Here is an 18,109-nt window from a genome sequence, read left to right as displayed (position 1 = left end):
TTAGATAATGCAGTAATCACAAAGATGAGAAGAATGTTGAGCCTGACTGAAGAATTGCGCGCTGCCGGTGATGCGGCACGCCCCCGTGCGCCGCGCCGCGCCGCGCTGGCATTGTTGATCGGCTCGCTCTGTGCCGGTAGTGTCCATGCGGAAATCAGCGATACCATCCATCCGTTTATCCAGACCACTTTCGCTTATGACGACAACTTGCTGCGCCTGAGCGAGTTTCCGGGGCAGATACCGGACTTGAGCGATACCAGCCGCACTGTGCAGGGCGGTTTCCTGTTCGAACGTCCGCTTGGCCGGCAATTATTCACGGGCTACGCCAAATTGAGCCACGTCACTTTTAACCGCTTTACCGAGCTCGATTACAACGGCAAGGACGCGCTGGTCGACTGGGCCTGGCAGCTGGGCAACCGGTGGCAGGGCCATCTGGGCACCAGCTACCTGGAAACCCTGGCGCCATTTACCGACACCAATTCGGACCAGCGCAATTTGCGCACCCAGCGCCATCACTATGCCGACGCCACCTGGCTATTCCATCCCAACTGGCAGGTGCGCGCGGGTTTTTCGCGCTTTATGGCCGACTATGAATTGCCCGCGCAACAAATCAATAACCGTACGGAAGATGCGACCGAACTCGGCCTCGATTATTTGGCCACCAGCGGCAGCAAGGTCGGCATACAGCTGCGCCAGCTGAAATCGAATTATCAATTCAAGGGCAATCCCCTGTTGGGCTTGCCTGACAATGATTACACGCAAGATGAAATCAAGGCCAACGTGCTGTGGCTGGTGAGCGGTCCCACCAAGTTGTCCTTCCTGGGTGGCTGGGTACGCCGCACGCATCCGCAGTCGGTGTCGGGCGGCAGCAGCAGCGGCGCCAATGGCCGCCTGATCGGTGACTGGATTGCCACTGGCAAGCTGCGCTTCAATGCAGCCCTGTGGCGCGAATTCCAGGTGGTGGAAGGCGGTATCGTGGGTAGCAGCCTGAACAAGGGCGCCAGCGTGGCGGGTTTTTGGACTGCCACGGCAAAAGTGGCCCTCAACGCCCAGATACGGCGCGAGAAGCGTGATTTCAGCACCATCAATGGTTTCTCGGCCTTGAGTGGCCTGTCCGATTCCAGCACCAGCAGTTCGCTGGGCCTGACGTATACGCCACTGAACAATATCCAGCTGGAACTCGATGCCTTCCGTGACCGGCGCAGTGGCAATCCTATCGTGGGCAGTAATACCTACCGTGCCAAAGGTGTTTCGTTCTCCGCCAATGTTCAATTCTGAAAAGCAAAATGACGATTAACGATATACCCCTGATTTCTTTTTTTCAGCGCGTACTCGACCCGCTGATCATCATGTTGACCTTGTATGTCTGCTCGCTCGTCTTCGGTTCCTCGTTTGACGGCTATGCGCTGGTATTGATGATACTGGCGTTCTTTATTTCATCGACCATCTACCAGCATGTCGACCCTTACCGCGCCTGGCGCGCCGGCCGCATGTGGGCTTATGCGCGCGATGTGATCGTCGGCTGGGGCATCACGGCGCTGATCCTGGTAATGCTCGGTTCGGTCAGCGGCTTGTCGCAGCACTACCGTGACTCTGTCGTGCTGGCCTGGTTCGTCATCACGCCGCTGTTGCTGATCTTTCTGCAACTGACAGTGCGCCGCGCGCGCTCCATCCACGGCAGCGGCAATGAAGTACGTTCCGTGGCCATCATCGGCGCCAATAGTGTCAGCGTGCGCTTTGCCGACGCCATCAGCAAGCACCCGAACCTGTTCATGCAGGTGGAAGGGTATTTCGATGACCGCGAAGAAGAGCGCTGGCCGGAAGACATGCAGCAGCCGATGCTGGGCCGCATGGATGAGATTGCCGCCTATGTGCGGGCCAACCAGACCAAGATGATCTTCATCAGCCAGCCGATCTCGGCGCAGCCGCGCATCCGCAAGCTGCTCGATGAATTGCAGGACACCACCACCTCGGTATATTTCCTGCCGGATATCTACGTGTTTGACCTGATGCAGGCGCGGTTTGACAATGTCTGCGGCATGCCGGTGATCGCCATCTGCGAATCGCCTTTTACGGGCTGGAACAGCGCCATCAAGCGCATGAGCGACCTGGTGATCGGCAGTTTGATCCAGCTGTGTTTGCTGCCCATCATGCTGGTCATCGCAATTGCCGTGAAGCTGACCTCGCCGGGGCCCGTGATTTTCAAGCAGCGCCGCTATGGCTTGTATGGCGAAGAAATCATCGTCTATAAATTCCGTTCGATGACGGTGGCCGAAGATGGCGCCAAGGTGGTGCAGGCTACCAGGAATGACCAGCGCGTGACGCGCATCGGCGCTTTCCTGCGCCGCAGTTCGCTCGATGAGTTGCCGCAGTTCATCAATGTCTTGCAAGGCCGCATGAGCATCGTCGGCCCCCGTCCGCATGCAGTGGCGCACAACGAGCAATACCGCAAGCTGATCAAGGGCTATATGTTGCGGCACAAGGTCAAGCCGGGCATTACAGGCTGGGCGCAGGTCAATGGCTTGCGCGGCGAGACGGAAACCCTGGACAAGATGGAAGCGCGGGTGCGCTTCGACCTCGATTATCTGCGCAACTGGTCGCTATGGCTCGATTTGTGGATCGTGGTGCGCACGGTGCAAGTGGTGTTGAAGCGTGAAAACGCGCACTGAGGAGGTGCTGATGACAGAAGCGGCGATAGCGGGTATCAATTCGATTGCCGCGCGGATACACATTGTGGCGTCGCGACAACTGCAGCCGCGGCCTGCCGTCCGGCATTCATGTTGACAGCAGAAAAGTGATTGCATCATTTGTAATTTTTGTAATCTCGTTGCATAATTTGTACCTGTTGCGTACGCAAACTTCATGATGGCCTGTAAGATAGCGTTCTCAATCCAGCGTACTGAAACTATGTACACGCATACATCTTTTGACGTGCTTGCGCCCAGTGTTGCGGCAGCGTTTGAAAACATGTTGAACCCTTTAAGATGGCAAGCCCGATGAAAATGAAACGAACTGATTTGCAACAACGTGTCCTGAGCGCTGGCGTTATTTTGCTGACCGTCGCTGGCCTGGCTGCCTGCGGCGGCGACAAGGCGAAGAAGACGGGCCAGGCGCTTGCCAGCGTGAATGGTCAGGAAATTACGGCACTACAATTGAATGAAGAATTGCAGCGTGCCGGCGTGCCGGCTGCGCAGCAGGAAGCGGCCAGCAAACAGTTGCTCGAAGCGCTGATTGATCGCCAGGTGGTCGAGAACGTGGCGGTCAAGGAAAAGATCGACCGCGACCCGAAAGTCATGCAAGCCATCGAGCGTGCCAAGGCGCTGATCATCAGCCAGGCTTACATGCAAAAGAAACTGAGCACGATTGCCCGTCCGACCAAGGCGGAAGTGGAAGAATACTTCAACCAGCACCCTGAGTTGTTCAGCAATCGCAAGCAGTTCGACATGCGCCAGTTGCTGATCGCCAGCAAGGACATGAACGATGCACTCAAGCAAGTGATCGACAAGAGCAAGTCGCTCGAAGAAGTCGCTGCCTGGATGGATAGCAACAAGGTGGGTTTTGCCCGTGGCCAGGTCTCGCGCACCAGCACCGATCTGGCGCCGGAACTGGGCGCCAAGCTGCAGGGCATGCCGAAGGGCCAGCTGTTTATCATCAATGAAGGCGAGCGTTCGATGCTGATGACTATCGTCGACGTCAAGGATGTGCCTTTGACCCTGGCCGTGGCCGGACCGCAGATCGAGCAATACCTGGTCAACACCCGCACCAAGGATGCCGCCAAGCAGGAAATGGACCGCTTGCGCGCAGCCGCCAAGATCGAATACCTGAACCAGGCCGCACCTGCAGCCGCTGCTGCCGCCTCGGGTGCTGCGTCGGCAGCTTCGGCAGGTGCAGGCGCCACCGAACGGGGCGTTGCCGGCCTGAAATAAGCCGATTTATTTTTCGCTATTTTGCCTACCTAAACCGCGTGACCGACGAGATTGAGCTGATGATGAAACGACTGATACTTTTGATGATGACTGCGCTGCTGGCCTTCACGGTGGGCAGCGCCAACGCCGGTGAAGTCTTGCTGGGTGCTGGCGATGTACTGAAAATTTCCGTGTACGGCAACCAGGACCTGGGCGTGGAAACGCGCGTCAGCGAAGCGGGCGATATCACCTTTCCGCTGATTGGCCAGGTCAATGTGATGAACTTGCCTGTCGCCGAGGCGGAAAAGAAAATCGCCAATAAACTGGAAACGGGCGGCTTCGTGAAAAAGCCGCAAGTCAACATCATCGTCACCTTGCTGCAAAGCCAGCAAGTGTCGGTGCTGGGCCAGGTGAACCGTCCGGGCCGTTATCCGGTCGATGGCCGCCGCAGCCTGCTGGACTTGCTGGCGCTGGCCGGCGGTATCGGCCCTGAAGGCGGCGACACGGCTAGCCTGATCCGCAAGCGCGATGGCAAGACCACCACCGACGTGGTCGATATCGTGGACATGGTGCGCACCGCCGACCTGAACCGCGATTTCGACCTGTCCGCCAATGACGTGGTGTTCGTCGAGCGTGCGCCCCGCATCTATATTTATGGCGAAGTACAGCGCCCGGGCGTGATCCGCCTGGAGCGTTCTATGACGGTGCTGCAGGCGCTGTCGGCCGGCGGTGGCCTGACGCAGCGCGGTACCGAACGCGGCATTCGCATCAAGCGCCGTGGCCCTGACGGCAAGCTGCAAATCATCGACGCCCAGCACGATGACCTGCTGCAGAGCGACGACGTGGTGTATGTGAAGGAAAGCTGGTTTTAAGCAGTGGCAGCAGAGACTTGCTGCCGCATTTTGTACTGATTGTTTTGCGATGATATGAGACGGTGTCTATGAATTTCTCCCAGTTCCTACTGATATTGCGCGCCCGCCAGCGCGTCATCTGGATCACCCTGGTGATCGTGGTGGTGGCAACCCTGGCGATCAGCCTGGTCTTGCCCAAGACGTACAAGGGTACAGCCTCCGTGCTGCTCAACTACAAGGGCGTCGATACCGTCACGGGCCTGGCCATGCCAGGCCAGCTGATGGCAGGCTACATGGCCACGCAAATCGATATCATCAGCAGCAAGAACGTGGCGCTGCATGTCGTCGATTCGTTGAAACTGGCGCAAAATCCGGCCGTCATCGCCCAGTTCAACGCCGCCACCGGTGGCGAAGGCACGGTGCGCGACTGGCTGGCCGACTTGCTGCTGAAGAAACTCGATGTCGTGCCGTCGCGTGAAAGCAGCGTGGTGGAAATCAGTTTCAGTGGTTCGGATCCGCACTTCGTGGCGGCCATCGCGAATGCTTTTGCGGAAGAATACCAGCGCGTCAGTATTCAATTGAAAGTCGATCCCCTGAAAAAGGCTTCCGCCTATTTCAATGACCAGACCCGCCAGATGCGCGATGTGCTGGAAGCAGCGCAAAGCCGTTTGTCGAAGTACCAGCAGGAAAATGGCATCGTCAGCCTGGATAACCGGGTGGATGTGGAATCGAACCGTTTGAACGACTTGTCGCAACAGCTGGTGATTGCGCAGTCGCAATCGATGGAAGCGACTTCGCGCCAGCGTATGGCGCAAGGCGCCTCGACGCTGGAATCGCCAGACGTAGCGCAAAACCCGATGATCCAGAATCTGAAGATCGCGCTGGGCACGGCCGAATCGAAATTTGCCGACATTTCGCAGCGCCTGTCGCAAAACCACCCGCAATACATCAGCGCCAAGGCGGAACTCGATAAATTGCGCAGCGATCTGGCTGCCGCCATCAAGGTGACATCGGGCAGCGTCAGCAACAATGCGCAGATCCTGCAGCAGCGCGAAGGCGCCATCCGTGCCGCGATGGCGGCGCAAAAAGCCAAGGTGCTGGAACTGAACCGTACGCGCGATGAAATGGGCGTGCTGATGAAGGATGTGGAAAGCGCCCAGCGCGCCTACGACGCCACCTCGCAGCGTTTCTCTCAGACCAGCATTGAAGGCCAGGCGGAACAGTCCGATATCTCGATCCTTAATCCTGCCGTGCCGCCAGTCGTGCCGTCCGGTCCGAAAGTCTTGCTCAACACAGTGCTGGCCTTCTTCTTTGGCGGCTTGCTGGGCCTGGGCTTGAGTATTGTGCTGGAAATGCTGGACCGCCGCGTGCGTTCCGAGCGCGACCTGTTCGACGCCTTGCAAATCCCGGTGCTGGGTTCGATTTCCTGGCAAGCGCCGAAGCGCCGCCGTTTCAAGTCCCTGAAGTCGGTGTTCTCTAACCGCTTGCGTTTGAACTAATAAGATGGGAAACACCATGAATCATCCTGCACTGGCTGGCCACGTACCAGCGTCCAACGCCAACACGGCGCACACCGGCGATTCCAGCATCGGCGGCTTGCTGCTGGAGTCGGGCAAGATCACGCCGGAAAATGCCGAACGCGTGCTGCGCATGCAGAAAGAACTCGGTATCCGTTTTGGCGAGGCGGCGCAACGCCTGGGCCTGATTACCGAAGCCGATATCGAACAGGTACTCGCCCAGCAGTTCAACTATCCCTATCTGCCGCGCGGCACGGGCGCTTTTTCGGACAAGCTGATCGCGGCCTACGAGCCGTTCGGCCAGCAAGTCGAAACCCTGCGCGCCATCCGCAGCCAGCTGATGCTGCGCTGGTTTGCGCGCGGCCGCAAGGCGCTGGTGGTGGTGAGCGTCAATCCGGAAGACGGCGCGGCCATCTTTGCCGCTAATCTGGCGGTGGTGTTTTCACAGTTGGGCGAACAAACCCTGCTGGTTGACGGCAACTTGCGTACACCGCAACAGCAGGAAGTGTTTGGCTTGAAAGGGCGCCAGGGCTTGTCCGATCTGCTGGCCGGCCGCGGCGACCTGGACGCGATTGCCAGGATCGATTCCTTCGTCGCCCTGTCGGTGATGAGCGCGGGCACCTTGCCGCCGAATCCGCAGGAATTGCTTAGCCGTACTTCGTTTGCCACGCTCAATGAACAAGTGGCCTCGCGCTATGACGTGGTGCTGTACGATGTGGCGCCATTCGCCAGCGGCTCGGACGCGCTGGCGATTGCCGCACGCGTGGGCGGCGTCTTGCTGGTGGCGCGCAAGAACGCCACCGGACTGGCGGACCTGGCAACCTTCGCCGAACAGCTGGAACGCAACGGTGTGGAGATTGTCGGGACGGTGCTGCAAGAGTTCTAAGTTTTCAAGTTTTTGCTGACCCTGCTTCGGCCGCCTTGTGCGGCCGAATGTACTTTTGCCTCGGCAACTTTTGCTCGATAAGCTATGGTTCACCACGTGAGGAAAAATTTCCGTATCGAAATCGCTACGTCGCCCCTAAAGTGGAAAGTAACTGTCGGTCTTTTCTTGACTGCAACTATCAGGGGTATATAGTGCTTAAACGACATGTAAAAAAAGAAAGGGTGAGCGTGCGTAGTGAGTGTATTAATGGTTTCCTGCCGCACAAATTTGCCGTGTTGAAATCGAGACGATCTCCGTAACCATGTGCCTATACATCAAGCAACTCTCGGTTTTTTCTTGACGGCAACTATTGGGAATGTATAGTGGTCCAACGGTGTATTCCACAATGGAAGGAATGGGAGCATGAAATTTTTGATCGAGAAAGTCCGCGGATGGACAAGTAAATCTGGGCTGCCTGAAGCGGGCGTGACCACGGTGGCGGGGCGCGTGCGCCGCTGGGGCGCGCTGGCCGTGTTGCTGGGCGCCGCCACGGCGATTGCCGTGCCCGCTGGCGCCACTTGCCTGAACAAGCTGCCTTTGCGGGGTGTCAATCTGGCCGGGGCAGAGTTCAACGGCAGCAAGATTCCTGGCACCGTGTTCAAGGATTATATGTATCCGAGCGCGACCGACATCACTTATTTTGCGGACCTGGGCGCCAACATGATACGCCTGCCCTTCCTGTGGGAACGCTTGCAGCCGGTAGCCGGTGGCCCGCTCGACCAGACCCAGGTCAAGTTCATTGCCAAGGTGATCGAGACGGCCAAGTCGCGCAATATGTGCGTGCTGCTCGATGCGCACAACTATGGCGCCTACAAAGGCATTCCATTGGGCAAACCGGGCGCGACGACGGAAAACTTCGCCGACTTCTGGGTGCGCATGGCGGCCGCCTTCCCCGATGTCGATACGGTGGCGCTGGGCCTGATGAATGAACCGGTGCTGACCAGCTTGAAGCAATGGGGCGAAACCTCCAAGGCTACCCTGGCAAAATTGCGTGAAAATAACGCCAAGCACCTGGTCGTCATCGCCGGCGGCACGTATAGCGGCGCACACGACTGGGCGACCTTGCGCGATGGCGTCTCCAATGCGAGCACATTCGCCACCTTGAAAGACCCGTTGACCCGCACCATGATCGAGGTGCATCAGTATGTCGATTCGAATTATTCCGGCACCAAGGCCGATTGCATCTCGCCGGCCAAGCTGAACGATATCCTCGAGAAGGTCAAGGTCTGGGCCGTGGCGAACAAGCAGCGGCTGTTCATGGGGGAATTCGGCGTTGCCGATACGCCAGAGTGCTTGCCGACCCTGCAGGCGGCGCTGACGGCGATGCGCGGCGCGCCATGGTCGGGCTGGACTTACTGGTCGGCAGGCGCCTGGTGGGGCAAGACCTACATCTTCAATGTGCAGCCTATCACTGGCGTGACGCGCAATTCCGTGAGCCTGCTGCAGGCTGCCTGGAACAACGAGGATCTTGATTTAAACAAGATCCTGCAAAAGCAGCAAGCCGTTGTCAAGTAAGCGTCCAGTAATTGCTTGCCAGTAGTTCAGCGTAAGTAGTCAGGCGCAAGCCAGCATATTGCCAGCGAGTCCATGATCTTTTCAGGAGCCGGCCAGTCCGGCTCCTGGAGATCCTTCCAACCAGATGGGCGCGAGCCTCCCGCCGTGGCCTGTTTTTCCCTGTATTTTCCTTCCACTTGTGTCGTGGCGCCGGATGCTGTGCAGGGCGGTCAGCGCATATTAAGGTTGATCAAAAGAATTACCTTTCCACGCAGCAAGTTATTGATTGCATAGGGATTTGTCTCTTTTGCGGATATTTTTGCATGGACAAAAAAATAGCCTGCCCAAATGCAGTATTGAGCTTGACCATCGTTGCTGCTCCGTTATAATCTTAGTGTTTTGTTAAAATAGTTTCCTATCATTTAAAGGTTTCTTTGGGGGCTATCTGGCAAAGGCGATAATCGGGTGTTTTTGGCCGATGCCGACGATGCGGTGCAGTACTATATTTTGGTGATGCAAACGCTTTTTATACGACAGTCACTCATGGGGTCTTGATGCAAACCTCTTCCTTAAGCTCCCGCGCCGCCGCGACGCCCTGGTGGAAGTCCGCCATTCCCGAATGGGGACCGGTCGTGATCGGTTTGCTGGCTCTTTACGTTCCCTCGTTTTATGACTTGATCACCGGTTTGTGGATGAGCGAGGAGCAGGCGCATGGGCCGATCATCCTGATCCTGTCGACCTGGCTGCTGTACCGCAAATGGCCGGAGATGATGGCCAGGACCGAAGGCCAGCCTTCGTCGAAGGCGGGCTGGGTAGTTGCCGCGCTGGGCCTGGTCATGTATGTGCTGGGCCGCTCGCAGCAGTTCTCGATCTTTGAAATCGGCTCTTACATCGTCTTGCTGGCTGCCGTGCTGCTGATCAAACGCGGTACGCTGGCCTTGCGCATCCTGTGGTTTCCCCTGTTTTTCATGCTGTTCATGATCCCCTTGCCCGGTATCCTGGTGGCGATGCTGACGATGCCGATGAAGACGGCGGTGTCGTATGTCACCGAGCAGGTGCTGTTTTTCCTCGGTTATCCGATCGCCCGCAGCGGCGTGATTTTGCAGATAGGCCAATATCAGCTGATGGTAGCCGATGCCTGCGCCGGTTTGCATACGCTGTTCACCCTGGAAGCGCTGGGTTTGTTCTATCTCAATCTGGTGCGCCATACTTCGGCCTTGCGCAATGGCGTGCTGGCCGTGCTGATCGTGCCGATTTCCTTTACGGCCAATGTGATCCGCGTGATGACCTTGACCCTGATTACCTATTATTTTGGCGATGCGGCAGGGCAGGGCTTCCTGCATGGTTTTGCCGGCATGGTGCTGTTCATTTCCGCCCTGCTGCTGATCCTGGGCGTCGATTGGCTGTTGCAGGCATATGTGCAGCGGCGGGAGAAAAAACATGCGTGATGTATTGCAAACCATACCGCGCAAGGCGCTGTTCGCCAGTGTGCTGCTGGGCCTGTTGATGGTGTCGACCTCGGTGCTGACCAAGGTGGTGACGCCCACGGTCAAAATGTCAGAAGGCAAGCCCGCGCTGGATTTGACGGCGCTGGTGCCGTCCGAGTTTGGCGAGTGGCATGAGGACCGCAATGCGGCCGCCGCCGTCGTCAATCCGGAAACCGAGGCGGCGATCGCCAAGATTTACACGCAAACCCTGGCGCGCACCTACGTCAATGCGGCGGGCGACCGCGTCCTGCTATCGGTCGCTTACGGCGATGACCAGCGCGGCGAAGCGACGCAGGCCCACCGCCCGGAAATTTGTTATACGGCGCAAGGCTTTGCCATCACCCGCAACGATGTGGGCGTCTTGAAGGCGGCCCAGCGCAATATTCCGGTGCGCCGCCTGGTGGCCGTCAGTGGCAGCCGCAACGAACCGATTACTTACTGGGTGACCGTGGGCGACCGCGCCACCTTGCCTGGCGTGGGCCGCAAGCTGCTGCAACTGTTTTATGGCCTGGGCGGCAAGGTGCCCGATGGCTTGCTGTTCCGCGTCTCGACCATACAGCCGGACAGGGCGGCGGCGTATGCGCTGCAGGATCAATTCGTCAACGCCTTGTTTGACCATATCGGCAAGGCGCCGACAGAAAAGCTGGCCGGCAAGTTTGACGACTAGCCCGTTCTGTACTGTATTTCCATCTTAACCAGCGATGAAACAAGCATGACTCTTTACGCCCGCCAAACACCTGCCAGCCTGCGCGACGCCGGCGAGGAGAGCAACAAGCGCCGTTTGTTGCTGGCGATCCTGATCGCCGCCACGGTCTACCAGGCCGTGCTGTGCTTCGTGCACACGCATTTTTTCAAGGCGTCGACGGCGCTGGTGGCGTTTTCAGAGCTGTGCATTTACGCCGCTTGCGCCGTGCTGCTGTTCCGCCGCATCGAATTGTCGTTCGTGGCGATCCTGACCCTGATCGCCTCGTACCTGCTGTTGCTGGCTTTGCTGCGCAGTTCGCTCGATCCCAAGGGCTTCCGCGACGTGATCATCCTGGTGCTGTTCTATTTTCTTGGGCGTAATTTTGGCGACGAGAAATTTGCCGACCGCTTCTTGAAAATCATTGTTTATCTGGTGCTGGTGGTGGGCTTTTTTGAGCTGCTGTTTGTCGATGTGTACTCGAAGCTGTTCAATGTTTATTCGTATTATCTGGCGCAAGGCAATATCACGACCAGCACCAACTGGGCCGAAGGCAGCACCCTGGCGCTGAACGGCATCCGGCCGGCCGGCATCGGCCGCACCATCCTGCCTTTCCTGCTGGGCAATCACCGGGTCTCGTCCATCTTTCTGGAACCGGTATCGTTCGGCAACTTTGCCGTGATCGTGGCGGCCTGGGGCCTGTCCAAGGACCGCGAGCAGTGGCGCGATATGGTCTTCTTCCTGGCCGCCGCCGCCATCATGATCACCCTGGCCGATTCGCGTTATGGCCTCGTTACCGTGGCCCTGATGGTGCTGGTGCGCCTGCTCATTTCCGGCCGCGGCAACCGCATGGTAATGGTGCTGCCCTTTATTTGCGCCGTCATCCTGATCCTGTTCGGCCTGTATTACGATGGACGCTATAGCGACAACATCCCTGGCCGCCTGTATTTGAGCGGCATTACCATGGTGCGTTTCGGTCCCGCTGAAATTTTCGGCCTGGCTGGCTATAACATCAATTTTGGCGACATGGGCTATTCCATCGTCCTGACGCGCTTTGGCCTGTTCGGCTGTGCCGTGTTGTGGATCGGCTTGTGGATGATCAAGATGCGCGACGAGCGCGGCGAGCGTTTCCGTACCTACATCGTTATCTATATGTCGCTGATCCTGTGCATCAGCGGTACTTCCCTGTTTGCGCTGAAGTCGGCCGGCGTGCTGTGGTTCCTGCTCGGCTGCTACGCCGTGCGCGACAAGAAATGGCTCGCCACCCCCTTGCGTTCTGCCCAACCTGTTGCTGGAAAAGTCCATTATGCCGATTAAAGTTGCACACGTCGTTCGCCAGTACTATCCATCGATCGGTGGCATGGAAGATGTCGTACAAAATATTGCGCATTACCAAGCCCGTTGCCATGGGCACATTCCGACCATCATCACGCTCAACCGCGTGTTTGTGAACCAGGCTGAAATCCTGCCCGCCGAAGAAATGGTCAACGGCGTGCGCGTGATCCGCATTCCCTACAAGGGCTCGACCCGTTATCCATTGTCGCCCGGCGTAGTGCGCCTGCTGGGCGAGTATGACGTGGTGCATGTACACGGCGTCGATTTTGCCTACGATTACCTGGCTGCCACCAAGTGGCTGCACGGCCGTCCGCTGGTGGCCTCCACCCATGGCGGTTTCTTCCATACCAGTTTCGCCTCGCGCCTGAAAACCATCTTTTTCAACACCGTCACGCGCGCCACTTCGCGCGCCTATGCGCGGGTCGTCGGCACCAGCGACAACGATGGCCAGCTGTTTGGCAAGATCATCAAGGCGCCGCGCCTGACAGTGATCGAAAATGGCGTGAATGTGGAAAAATACCGCGGCAAGGGCTCTGCTACCAAGACGCCTTGCATCATGTATTTCGGCCGCTGGTCATCGAACAAGGGCTTGAAGGAAACGCTGGAACTGTTTGGGGTGCTGGCCGCGCGCCATCCCGAATGGCGTCTGGTGATTGCCGGCCGTGAATATGACCTCAGCCGCGCCGACCTGGAAACCCTGGCGCGCGAGAAAGGCGTTGCCGAGCGCGTCACGATAGTGGCCAATCCCAGCGATGCCCAGCTGGCCGAGCTGATGTCACAGTCGAGCTATTACGTTTGCCTGTCGCGCCACGAAGGCTTTGGCATTGCCGCCATCGAAGCCATGAGCGCCGGCTTGACGCCCGTGTTAAGCGATATTCCGCCATTCCGCAATCTGCTGGAGAAAGCGCAGCTCGGTATCTTGCATACGGGCGGGGTGGACCAGACGGTGGCGGCGATTGCCGCTGCGCATGCTCAAGACCAGGCCGCCTATGCGGCGCGGCGCGTGCAATTGCAGGATTTTTCCGAGCAGTACAGCTGGAATCATATCGGCGGGCGCTATGTCGATATCTATGAGGAATTGCTGCGCAAGCAGCGCTAGTGCGGTTTTTCCTGCCTTGAGGATGATGTAAAAGCCATTGTTTCACACTGCACTCCTATTGTGCAGACAATAAATATTAATTTAATTATAATAATGCTCTGCGATGGTGCCTTGAGCGCCATACGCAAGAGCAGCCGAGACGGCTATGTTTATTCCTTCATAACCGGTGAATTATCTCAGTGAACAAGAAAATTGACTCAATCTCGGGCCTGGCCGGTTTTGCCGCCTTGATGGTGATTTATGCCCACATGGGTAGCGAAGGGTTTTTGCACCTGTCGCACCACTTTCATAACCTGGGTGTGATGATTTTCTTTGTCCTCAGCGGCTTCCTGCTGGCCTATCTCTATCTCGACAAGAAGTTCTGTGTCGAAGATGTCACCGCCTATAGCCTGGCCCGTTTCACGCGTATCGCCCCTGCCTATCTGTTCACGATCCTGGCCTCCTTTATCATCTTTACGTTTTTCGACCCGCAGTTCGTGTACCAGATCAGTACGCATAACTTGCTGCGCCATATCTTGTTCATTGGTAACGAGTCGGTGTTCTGGACGATCGGCCCGCAAGTGCAGTTCTACGTCCTGTTCCTGGTGCTGTGGAGCGCGGTGGCCCACTATGTGGCCACCAAAAATCCCTTGCCGCTGATCTTTATTGTTTTCGTGGCCATCCTGGTGATCATGATGCGCCGCAGCCTGCCGGGCACGTTTGTGGGTTCCAATTTGCATTATTTTGTCTTTGGCGCGCTGGCCGGCGTGGTGCGCAAGAAGATGCATATCGAATTGCGCCAGCCACAGCTGATCAATATCATCCACGTGGCCTTGCTGCTGATTTTCCTGGCGGTCGAATGCGGCATCATCCAGATCAGCGCGCGCATGATCCATGAAAACCTGAGCACCCTGGTGATGGCAATCCTGGTGGCTTTCTTTATTTTCGTGTTTTCCTTCGATTCCTTTAGCTCCCGCCTGCTGTTCGGCAACCCCTTGCTCCGGTTGATGGGCACCCTGAGTTTTTCCCTGTACCTGTTGCACATGCCGGTGCTGTACTGGGTCAAGAAACTGTATCCGGACGATATTACCCACCCGGTGGTGGTTGCGCTCACGTTTGCGCTGATCATCGCGCTGGCGACCTTGTATTTTTATACGGTCGAACGCTACTGCGCGCTGGCCGTCAAAACCCTCGGCAAAAAATACGCCAGCGTGCTCGGACGCCTGTTCATGTATCTGGGCGTCAAGGACAGGGCTACCGCCGGCTGAAGCCGTACTCTCCATAGACCATTTATTTCTCTTTATTGATCGAGCGCTGACTTGAAAATTTTGCTTGTATGTGCCGCCTTTCCTCCGCGCGGCAAGGGCGGCGGGCCGGAAGGCTCCTTCATGATCGCCAGTGGTTTGCTGTCCCAGGGACATGACGTGCGTGTCGTCACCGTGGGCGATGCCGACGGCGTGGAACAGTACAAAGGCGTGGACGTGCACATCATGCGTTCGCCGAATGTGTACTGGGATTACTTCTTTACCAAACGCTCCGCAGCCCTGAAGATGGTCTGGCATGTGCTGGAAAACTTCAATCCCCGCGCCTATTGGCGTTTGCGTCCGCACGTCAAGGCGTTCCAGCCTGACGTGGTGATGACAGTCAGCATCGAAAACACCAATGTGGCGACCTGGTTGCTGGCGCGCATGCACAAAGTGCCTGTGGTGCATGTGATCCAGAGTTATTTCCTGGCCTGCTGGCGCGGCGGACTGTTCAAGAATGGCAGCAATTGCGCGGGGCAGTGCGGCAGTTGCAAGGTTTTGTCGGTAGGCAAGAAGCCCTTGTCGCAACTGGTCGATGGGGTGTTTGGCGAAACCCGTTTCGTGGTCGACCAGCATCTGCAACTCGGTTATTTCAAGCAAGCTACCTCGGCCGTGATTCCCGGCCCCGTGTTTCCCATCGCAGGCCGGGTGCCGAAGGCGCGCGACGGCAAGCTGGTGGTCGGCTATATGGGCGTGCTGGCGCCGCACAAGGGCGTCGACGTGCTGGCGGACGCGGCGCGCTTGATGGGGCCGAACAGCAATGTGCGTTTCCTGATCGGCGGTACCGGCGAGGACGAAGCTTATGTGGCCAGCCTGCGCGAGAAATTCGGCGATGCCGACGTGGAATTCATGGGCTGGGTCAAGCCCGATGACGTCTATCCCCTGTTCGACGTGCTGGTGGTGCCGTCGAAGTGGAAAGAACCGTTTGGCCGCATCGTGGTCGAGGCACTGGCTTACGGTGTACCGGTGATTTGCGCGCGCTCGGGCGGCATCGCCGAAAGCATCCGTGAAAACGAGAATGGCTACACCTTTGCCTCGGGCCAGCACGATGAATTGATCACCTTGCTGCGCGATGTGCTGGAACCGGACGAACCGGCGCGCATGCGCCTGGCGGAAAATGCGCTGCAGCATTCGCACCGCTTCGATATCGGCTCTATTGCCGCGCGCATCAGCGACTTCGTGACTGCCACCGTGGCCGGCTACCAGGCGCGCCGGTGAGCGGGGTGGTGGCATGAGCGAAAACAAAGGTGAAAACAAATCCGGTGGAATGGCCTCCGGCTCGTTCTGGGCCGTGCTCGACAATCTTGCCCAGCAGGGCTTGTCCTTCATCATCTTCGCCATCTTGGCGCGGCTGCTCAATCCGGCCGAATTCGGCTTGCTGACCATCGCCCATCTGTTCATCCTGTTTTCTCGCCTGGTCGTGCTCGATGCGCTGGCCATGCCCGTGATCCGCGCCCAAGAGCCCGACGACAGTGCGTATTCGGCTCTGTTCTGGCGCTGCACGGCGGCCGGCCTGCTGCTGTGCGCCTGCATGTTCTTGAGCGCGGGTCTGGTTTCATCCCTGTTCCAGGCGCCGTCGCTGGCGCCCGTGCTGCAAGGCATGAGCTTGTCGATCCTGTTTTTCGGCATGGTGCGTTCGTACGAGGCGCGGCTGGTGCGGCAAATGAAATTCAAGCAGCTGGCCATCCGTTCCACCCTGTCCGTGATGCTGGGCGGCATCGTTGGCATCGCACTGGCCTACCGTGGCTGGGGCGCCATGTCGCTGGTAGTGCAGCAAGTGATGGCGTCCGGATTGGCGCTATTGCTGGTGGTGCTGCAAAGCGGCTGGCTGCCCAGCCTGGCCTGGCGTGCGCGTCCGGCCCGCTACTGGCATGACGTGCGCCAGGTCAGCGTGTCCGGCGTATTGTCGTTTGCCAACAGCAATGGTGATTCCTTGCTGGTGAGTATCTTTTTGGGGCCGTATGCGACCGGGCTGTACAACCTTGCCAAACGGCTCACGTCGGCGGTGTACCTGGTGATCACGGCCTCGCTGCTGCGTGTGTCGCTGCCGGTGTTTGCGGCAGCTGTCGGCAAGGCTGAACAACTGCGCCAGGCGTATCTGCAATTGCTGCTCATGATGCTGTTCCTGATGCTGCCCATGCTGCTGTTCCAGGCTGCGCTGGCCGAGCCGCTGGTCGTAACCGTGTTTGGCCAGAAATGGTTGCCAGCTTGCAGCACCATCGCCGCCCTGGCCTTGCTGTATTGCCTGTCTTCCGTGTCGGAGCTGAACAATTATGTGCTGTTTGCCCTGGGCCACAGCCGCTGGCCGCCGCTGCTGGGCATCTTGCAGCTGAGCCTGGCTGTGATCCTGGCGGCCTGTTTCAGCCATTACGGCTTGCTGGCCATGAGTCTGTCGTTTGCCGCCGCTTATGTGCTGATGCTGCCATGGTCGCAGCACCTGACGCTGAAAGTCATGGACTTGCCGCTGAAACGTTTTGTAGCGGCGCTGCAACCGGTCCTGGCAGGCAGTACGGCCTTGCTGCTGGCCTTGTATGCCATGGCGCGCTGGTGGCAGGGCGGTGCCGTAATGCTGCTGGTGCTGGCCTTGCTGGCGGGCGCCGTCGCCTACTTGCTGCCGATGATCTTGCTGGGGCGTTTGCGGCGCGGCACGGAGGGGAATTTCGATCCCCTGTCGCTGCTGAAGAATTTACGTAAGTTGAAGCACCGCGGCGCCGCTGCGGATTGAAAAAGGCCTACTAGCACCATGGACGCACCAGAAATTATCCGCATCAGCCAGTTTCCCGTCTTGAGCACGACGCGCGAGTGGCTGGCCCAGCATTTGCTGGGCATTATCGCGCGCGGCGAAAAACAGGCGCTGTTCTTTGCCAACACCAACTTTATCGTGAAGAACCGTTTTGTGCTGGCGCCGGAACTCGTGCGTCGCTGCGTGATCGTCAATGACGGTATCGGCATGGATATCGCTGCCAAATTGATACAGGGCCGCCGTTTTGCCAGCAACCTGAACGGCACCGATTTCACGCCTTTCCTGTTCCAGCAAAGCCCGCAGCCGCTGCGCGTTTTCATGCTCGGTGCGCAAGCCGACGTGCTGGCCAAGGCAGTAAGGTATGTGCGCGAGGTGCTGGGGCAGGAGGTGGTGGGCAGCTGCGATGGCCATGCCGGCATCCGCAATGCACACGACCTGGTGCAGCAGATCAATGCGACACGCGCCCAGGTGGTGCTGGTGGCGATGGGCAACCCGATCCAGGAGCGCTGGATACTTGAACACCAGGACGCTTTGAGCGCCAATGTACTGGTCGGCGTGGGGGCGCTGTTCGACTTCTGGTCGGGTGGGAAACGGCGTGCGCCCGCGTTTGTGCAGCGCATCCATATGGAGTGGTTTTACCGCTTGCTGCAAGAGCCGCGCCGGCTGCTGCGGCGCTATACCTGGGATATCCTGGTATTCCTGCGTGCGTGTTTTAAATACCGTTGATCAGGCCAGCCTCAAAGATTCTGACAAGCATGCTGCAGTGCGCCAAAAAAGTATGAAAAAAG

Annotated in this window: 15 protein-coding genes; all 15 read left to right on the top strand. The window is 58.1% G+C overall.

Annotated elements, in window-relative coordinates:
- The first annotated feature begins 33 nt into the window (after nt 1-33).
- Nucleotides 34-1,278, top strand: coding sequence for an XrtB/PEP-CTERM-associated polysaccharide biosynthesis outer membrane protein EpsL (gene epsL / locus HDE75_RS16775; protein ID WP_183678303.1), 1,245 nt, complete (start codon nt 34-36; stop codon nt 1,276-1,278).
- 8 nt (nt 1,279-1,286) lie between these two features.
- Nucleotides 1,287-2,669, top strand: a complete 1,383-nt coding sequence (locus tag HDE75_RS16770; RefSeq protein WP_183678301.1) for an undecaprenyl-phosphate glucose phosphotransferase — start codon at nt 1,287-1,289, stop codon at nt 2,667-2,669.
- Nucleotides 2,670-3,017: 348 nt separating this feature from the next.
- A complete protein-coding gene (locus HDE75_RS16765; protein WP_260174179.1) occupies nt 3,018-3,926 on the top strand; it encodes an EpsD family peptidyl-prolyl cis-trans isomerase in 909 nt (302 codons plus the stop codon).
- An 83-nt stretch (nt 3,927-4,009) separates the two neighbouring features.
- Nucleotides 4,010-4,777 carry a polysaccharide export protein EpsE gene (epsE, locus tag HDE75_RS16760; RefSeq protein ID WP_260174180.1) on the top strand — a complete coding sequence of 256 codons (768 nt, stop codon included), beginning with the start codon at nt 4,010-4,012 and terminating at the stop codon, nt 4,775-4,777.
- A gap of 68 nt (nt 4,778-4,845) precedes the next feature.
- Complete coding sequence (epsF, locus tag HDE75_RS16755; protein ID WP_183678297.1) at nt 4,846-6,255, top strand: chain length determinant protein EpsF; 1,410 nt, start codon at nt 4,846-4,848, stop codon at nt 6,253-6,255.
- Between the two features lie 16 nt (nt 6,256-6,271).
- Nucleotides 6,272-7,159, top strand: a complete 888-nt coding sequence (gene epsG, locus HDE75_RS16750) for a chain length determinant protein tyrosine kinase EpsG (protein ID WP_260174181.1) — start codon at nt 6,272-6,274, stop codon at nt 7,157-7,159.
- A 402-nt stretch (nt 7,160-7,561) separates the two neighbouring features.
- The gene (locus tag HDE75_RS16745) at nt 7,562-8,713 is read left to right on the top strand and encodes a glycoside hydrolase family 5 protein (RefSeq protein ID WP_183678293.1); all 1,152 of its coding nucleotides are present in this window, start codon (nt 7,562-7,564) and stop codon (nt 8,711-8,713) included.
- 533 nt (nt 8,714-9,246) lie between these two features.
- A complete protein-coding gene (gene xrtB / locus HDE75_RS16740) occupies nt 9,247-10,140 on the top strand; it encodes an exosortase B (RefSeq protein WP_183678291.1) in 894 nt (297 codons plus the stop codon).
- Nucleotides 10,133-10,846 carry an exosortase-associated protein EpsI, B-type gene (epsI, locus tag HDE75_RS16735; RefSeq protein ID WP_183678289.1) on the top strand — a complete coding sequence of 238 codons (714 nt, stop codon included), beginning with the start codon at nt 10,133-10,135 and terminating at the stop codon, nt 10,844-10,846. The genes xrtB and epsI overlap by 8 nt, the downstream gene beginning before the upstream one ends.
- A gap of 45 nt (nt 10,847-10,891) precedes the next feature.
- Entirely contained in the window at nt 10,892-12,178 is a 1,287-nt protein-coding gene (locus HDE75_RS16730) for a polysaccharide polymerase (protein ID WP_183678287.1), read from the top strand.
- A complete protein-coding gene (locus HDE75_RS16725) occupies nt 12,168-13,295 on the top strand; it encodes a glycosyltransferase family 4 protein (RefSeq protein ID WP_221291912.1) in 1,128 nt (375 codons plus the stop codon). The genes HDE75_RS16730 and HDE75_RS16725 overlap by 11 nt, the downstream gene beginning before the upstream one ends.
- A 179-nt stretch (nt 13,296-13,474) precedes the next feature.
- Nucleotides 13,475-14,542, top strand: a complete 1,068-nt coding sequence (locus tag HDE75_RS16720; protein WP_183678285.1) for an acyltransferase family protein — start codon at nt 13,475-13,477, stop codon at nt 14,540-14,542.
- Nucleotides 14,543-14,593: 51 nt separating this feature from the next.
- On the top strand, nt 14,594-15,796 hold the full coding sequence (locus tag HDE75_RS16715; RefSeq protein WP_183678283.1) for a glycosyltransferase: 1,203 nt from the start codon (nt 14,594-14,596) through the stop codon (nt 15,794-15,796).
- A gap of 13 nt (nt 15,797-15,809) precedes the next feature.
- Nucleotides 15,810-17,303: a lipopolysaccharide biosynthesis protein gene (locus HDE75_RS16710; protein WP_183678281.1), complete on the top strand. Its 1,494-nt coding sequence runs from the start codon at nt 15,810-15,812 to the stop codon at nt 17,301-17,303.
- Nucleotides 17,304-17,321: 18 nt separating this feature from the next.
- Nucleotides 17,322-18,047 (top strand): WecB/TagA/CpsF family glycosyltransferase, encoded by a 726-nt coding sequence (locus HDE75_RS16705; RefSeq protein WP_183678279.1) that lies wholly within the window; start codon nt 17,322-17,324, stop codon nt 18,045-18,047.
- Nucleotides 18,048-18,109: the final 62 nt, after the last annotated feature.

Origin of the sequence: Janthinobacterium silvisoli (assembly GCF_014200725.1) — a bacterium.
Taxonomy (GTDB): Bacteria; Pseudomonadota; Gammaproteobacteria; order Burkholderiales; family Burkholderiaceae_D; genus Janthinobacterium.
This window is presented reverse-complemented; position numbering and strand designations above follow the sequence as displayed.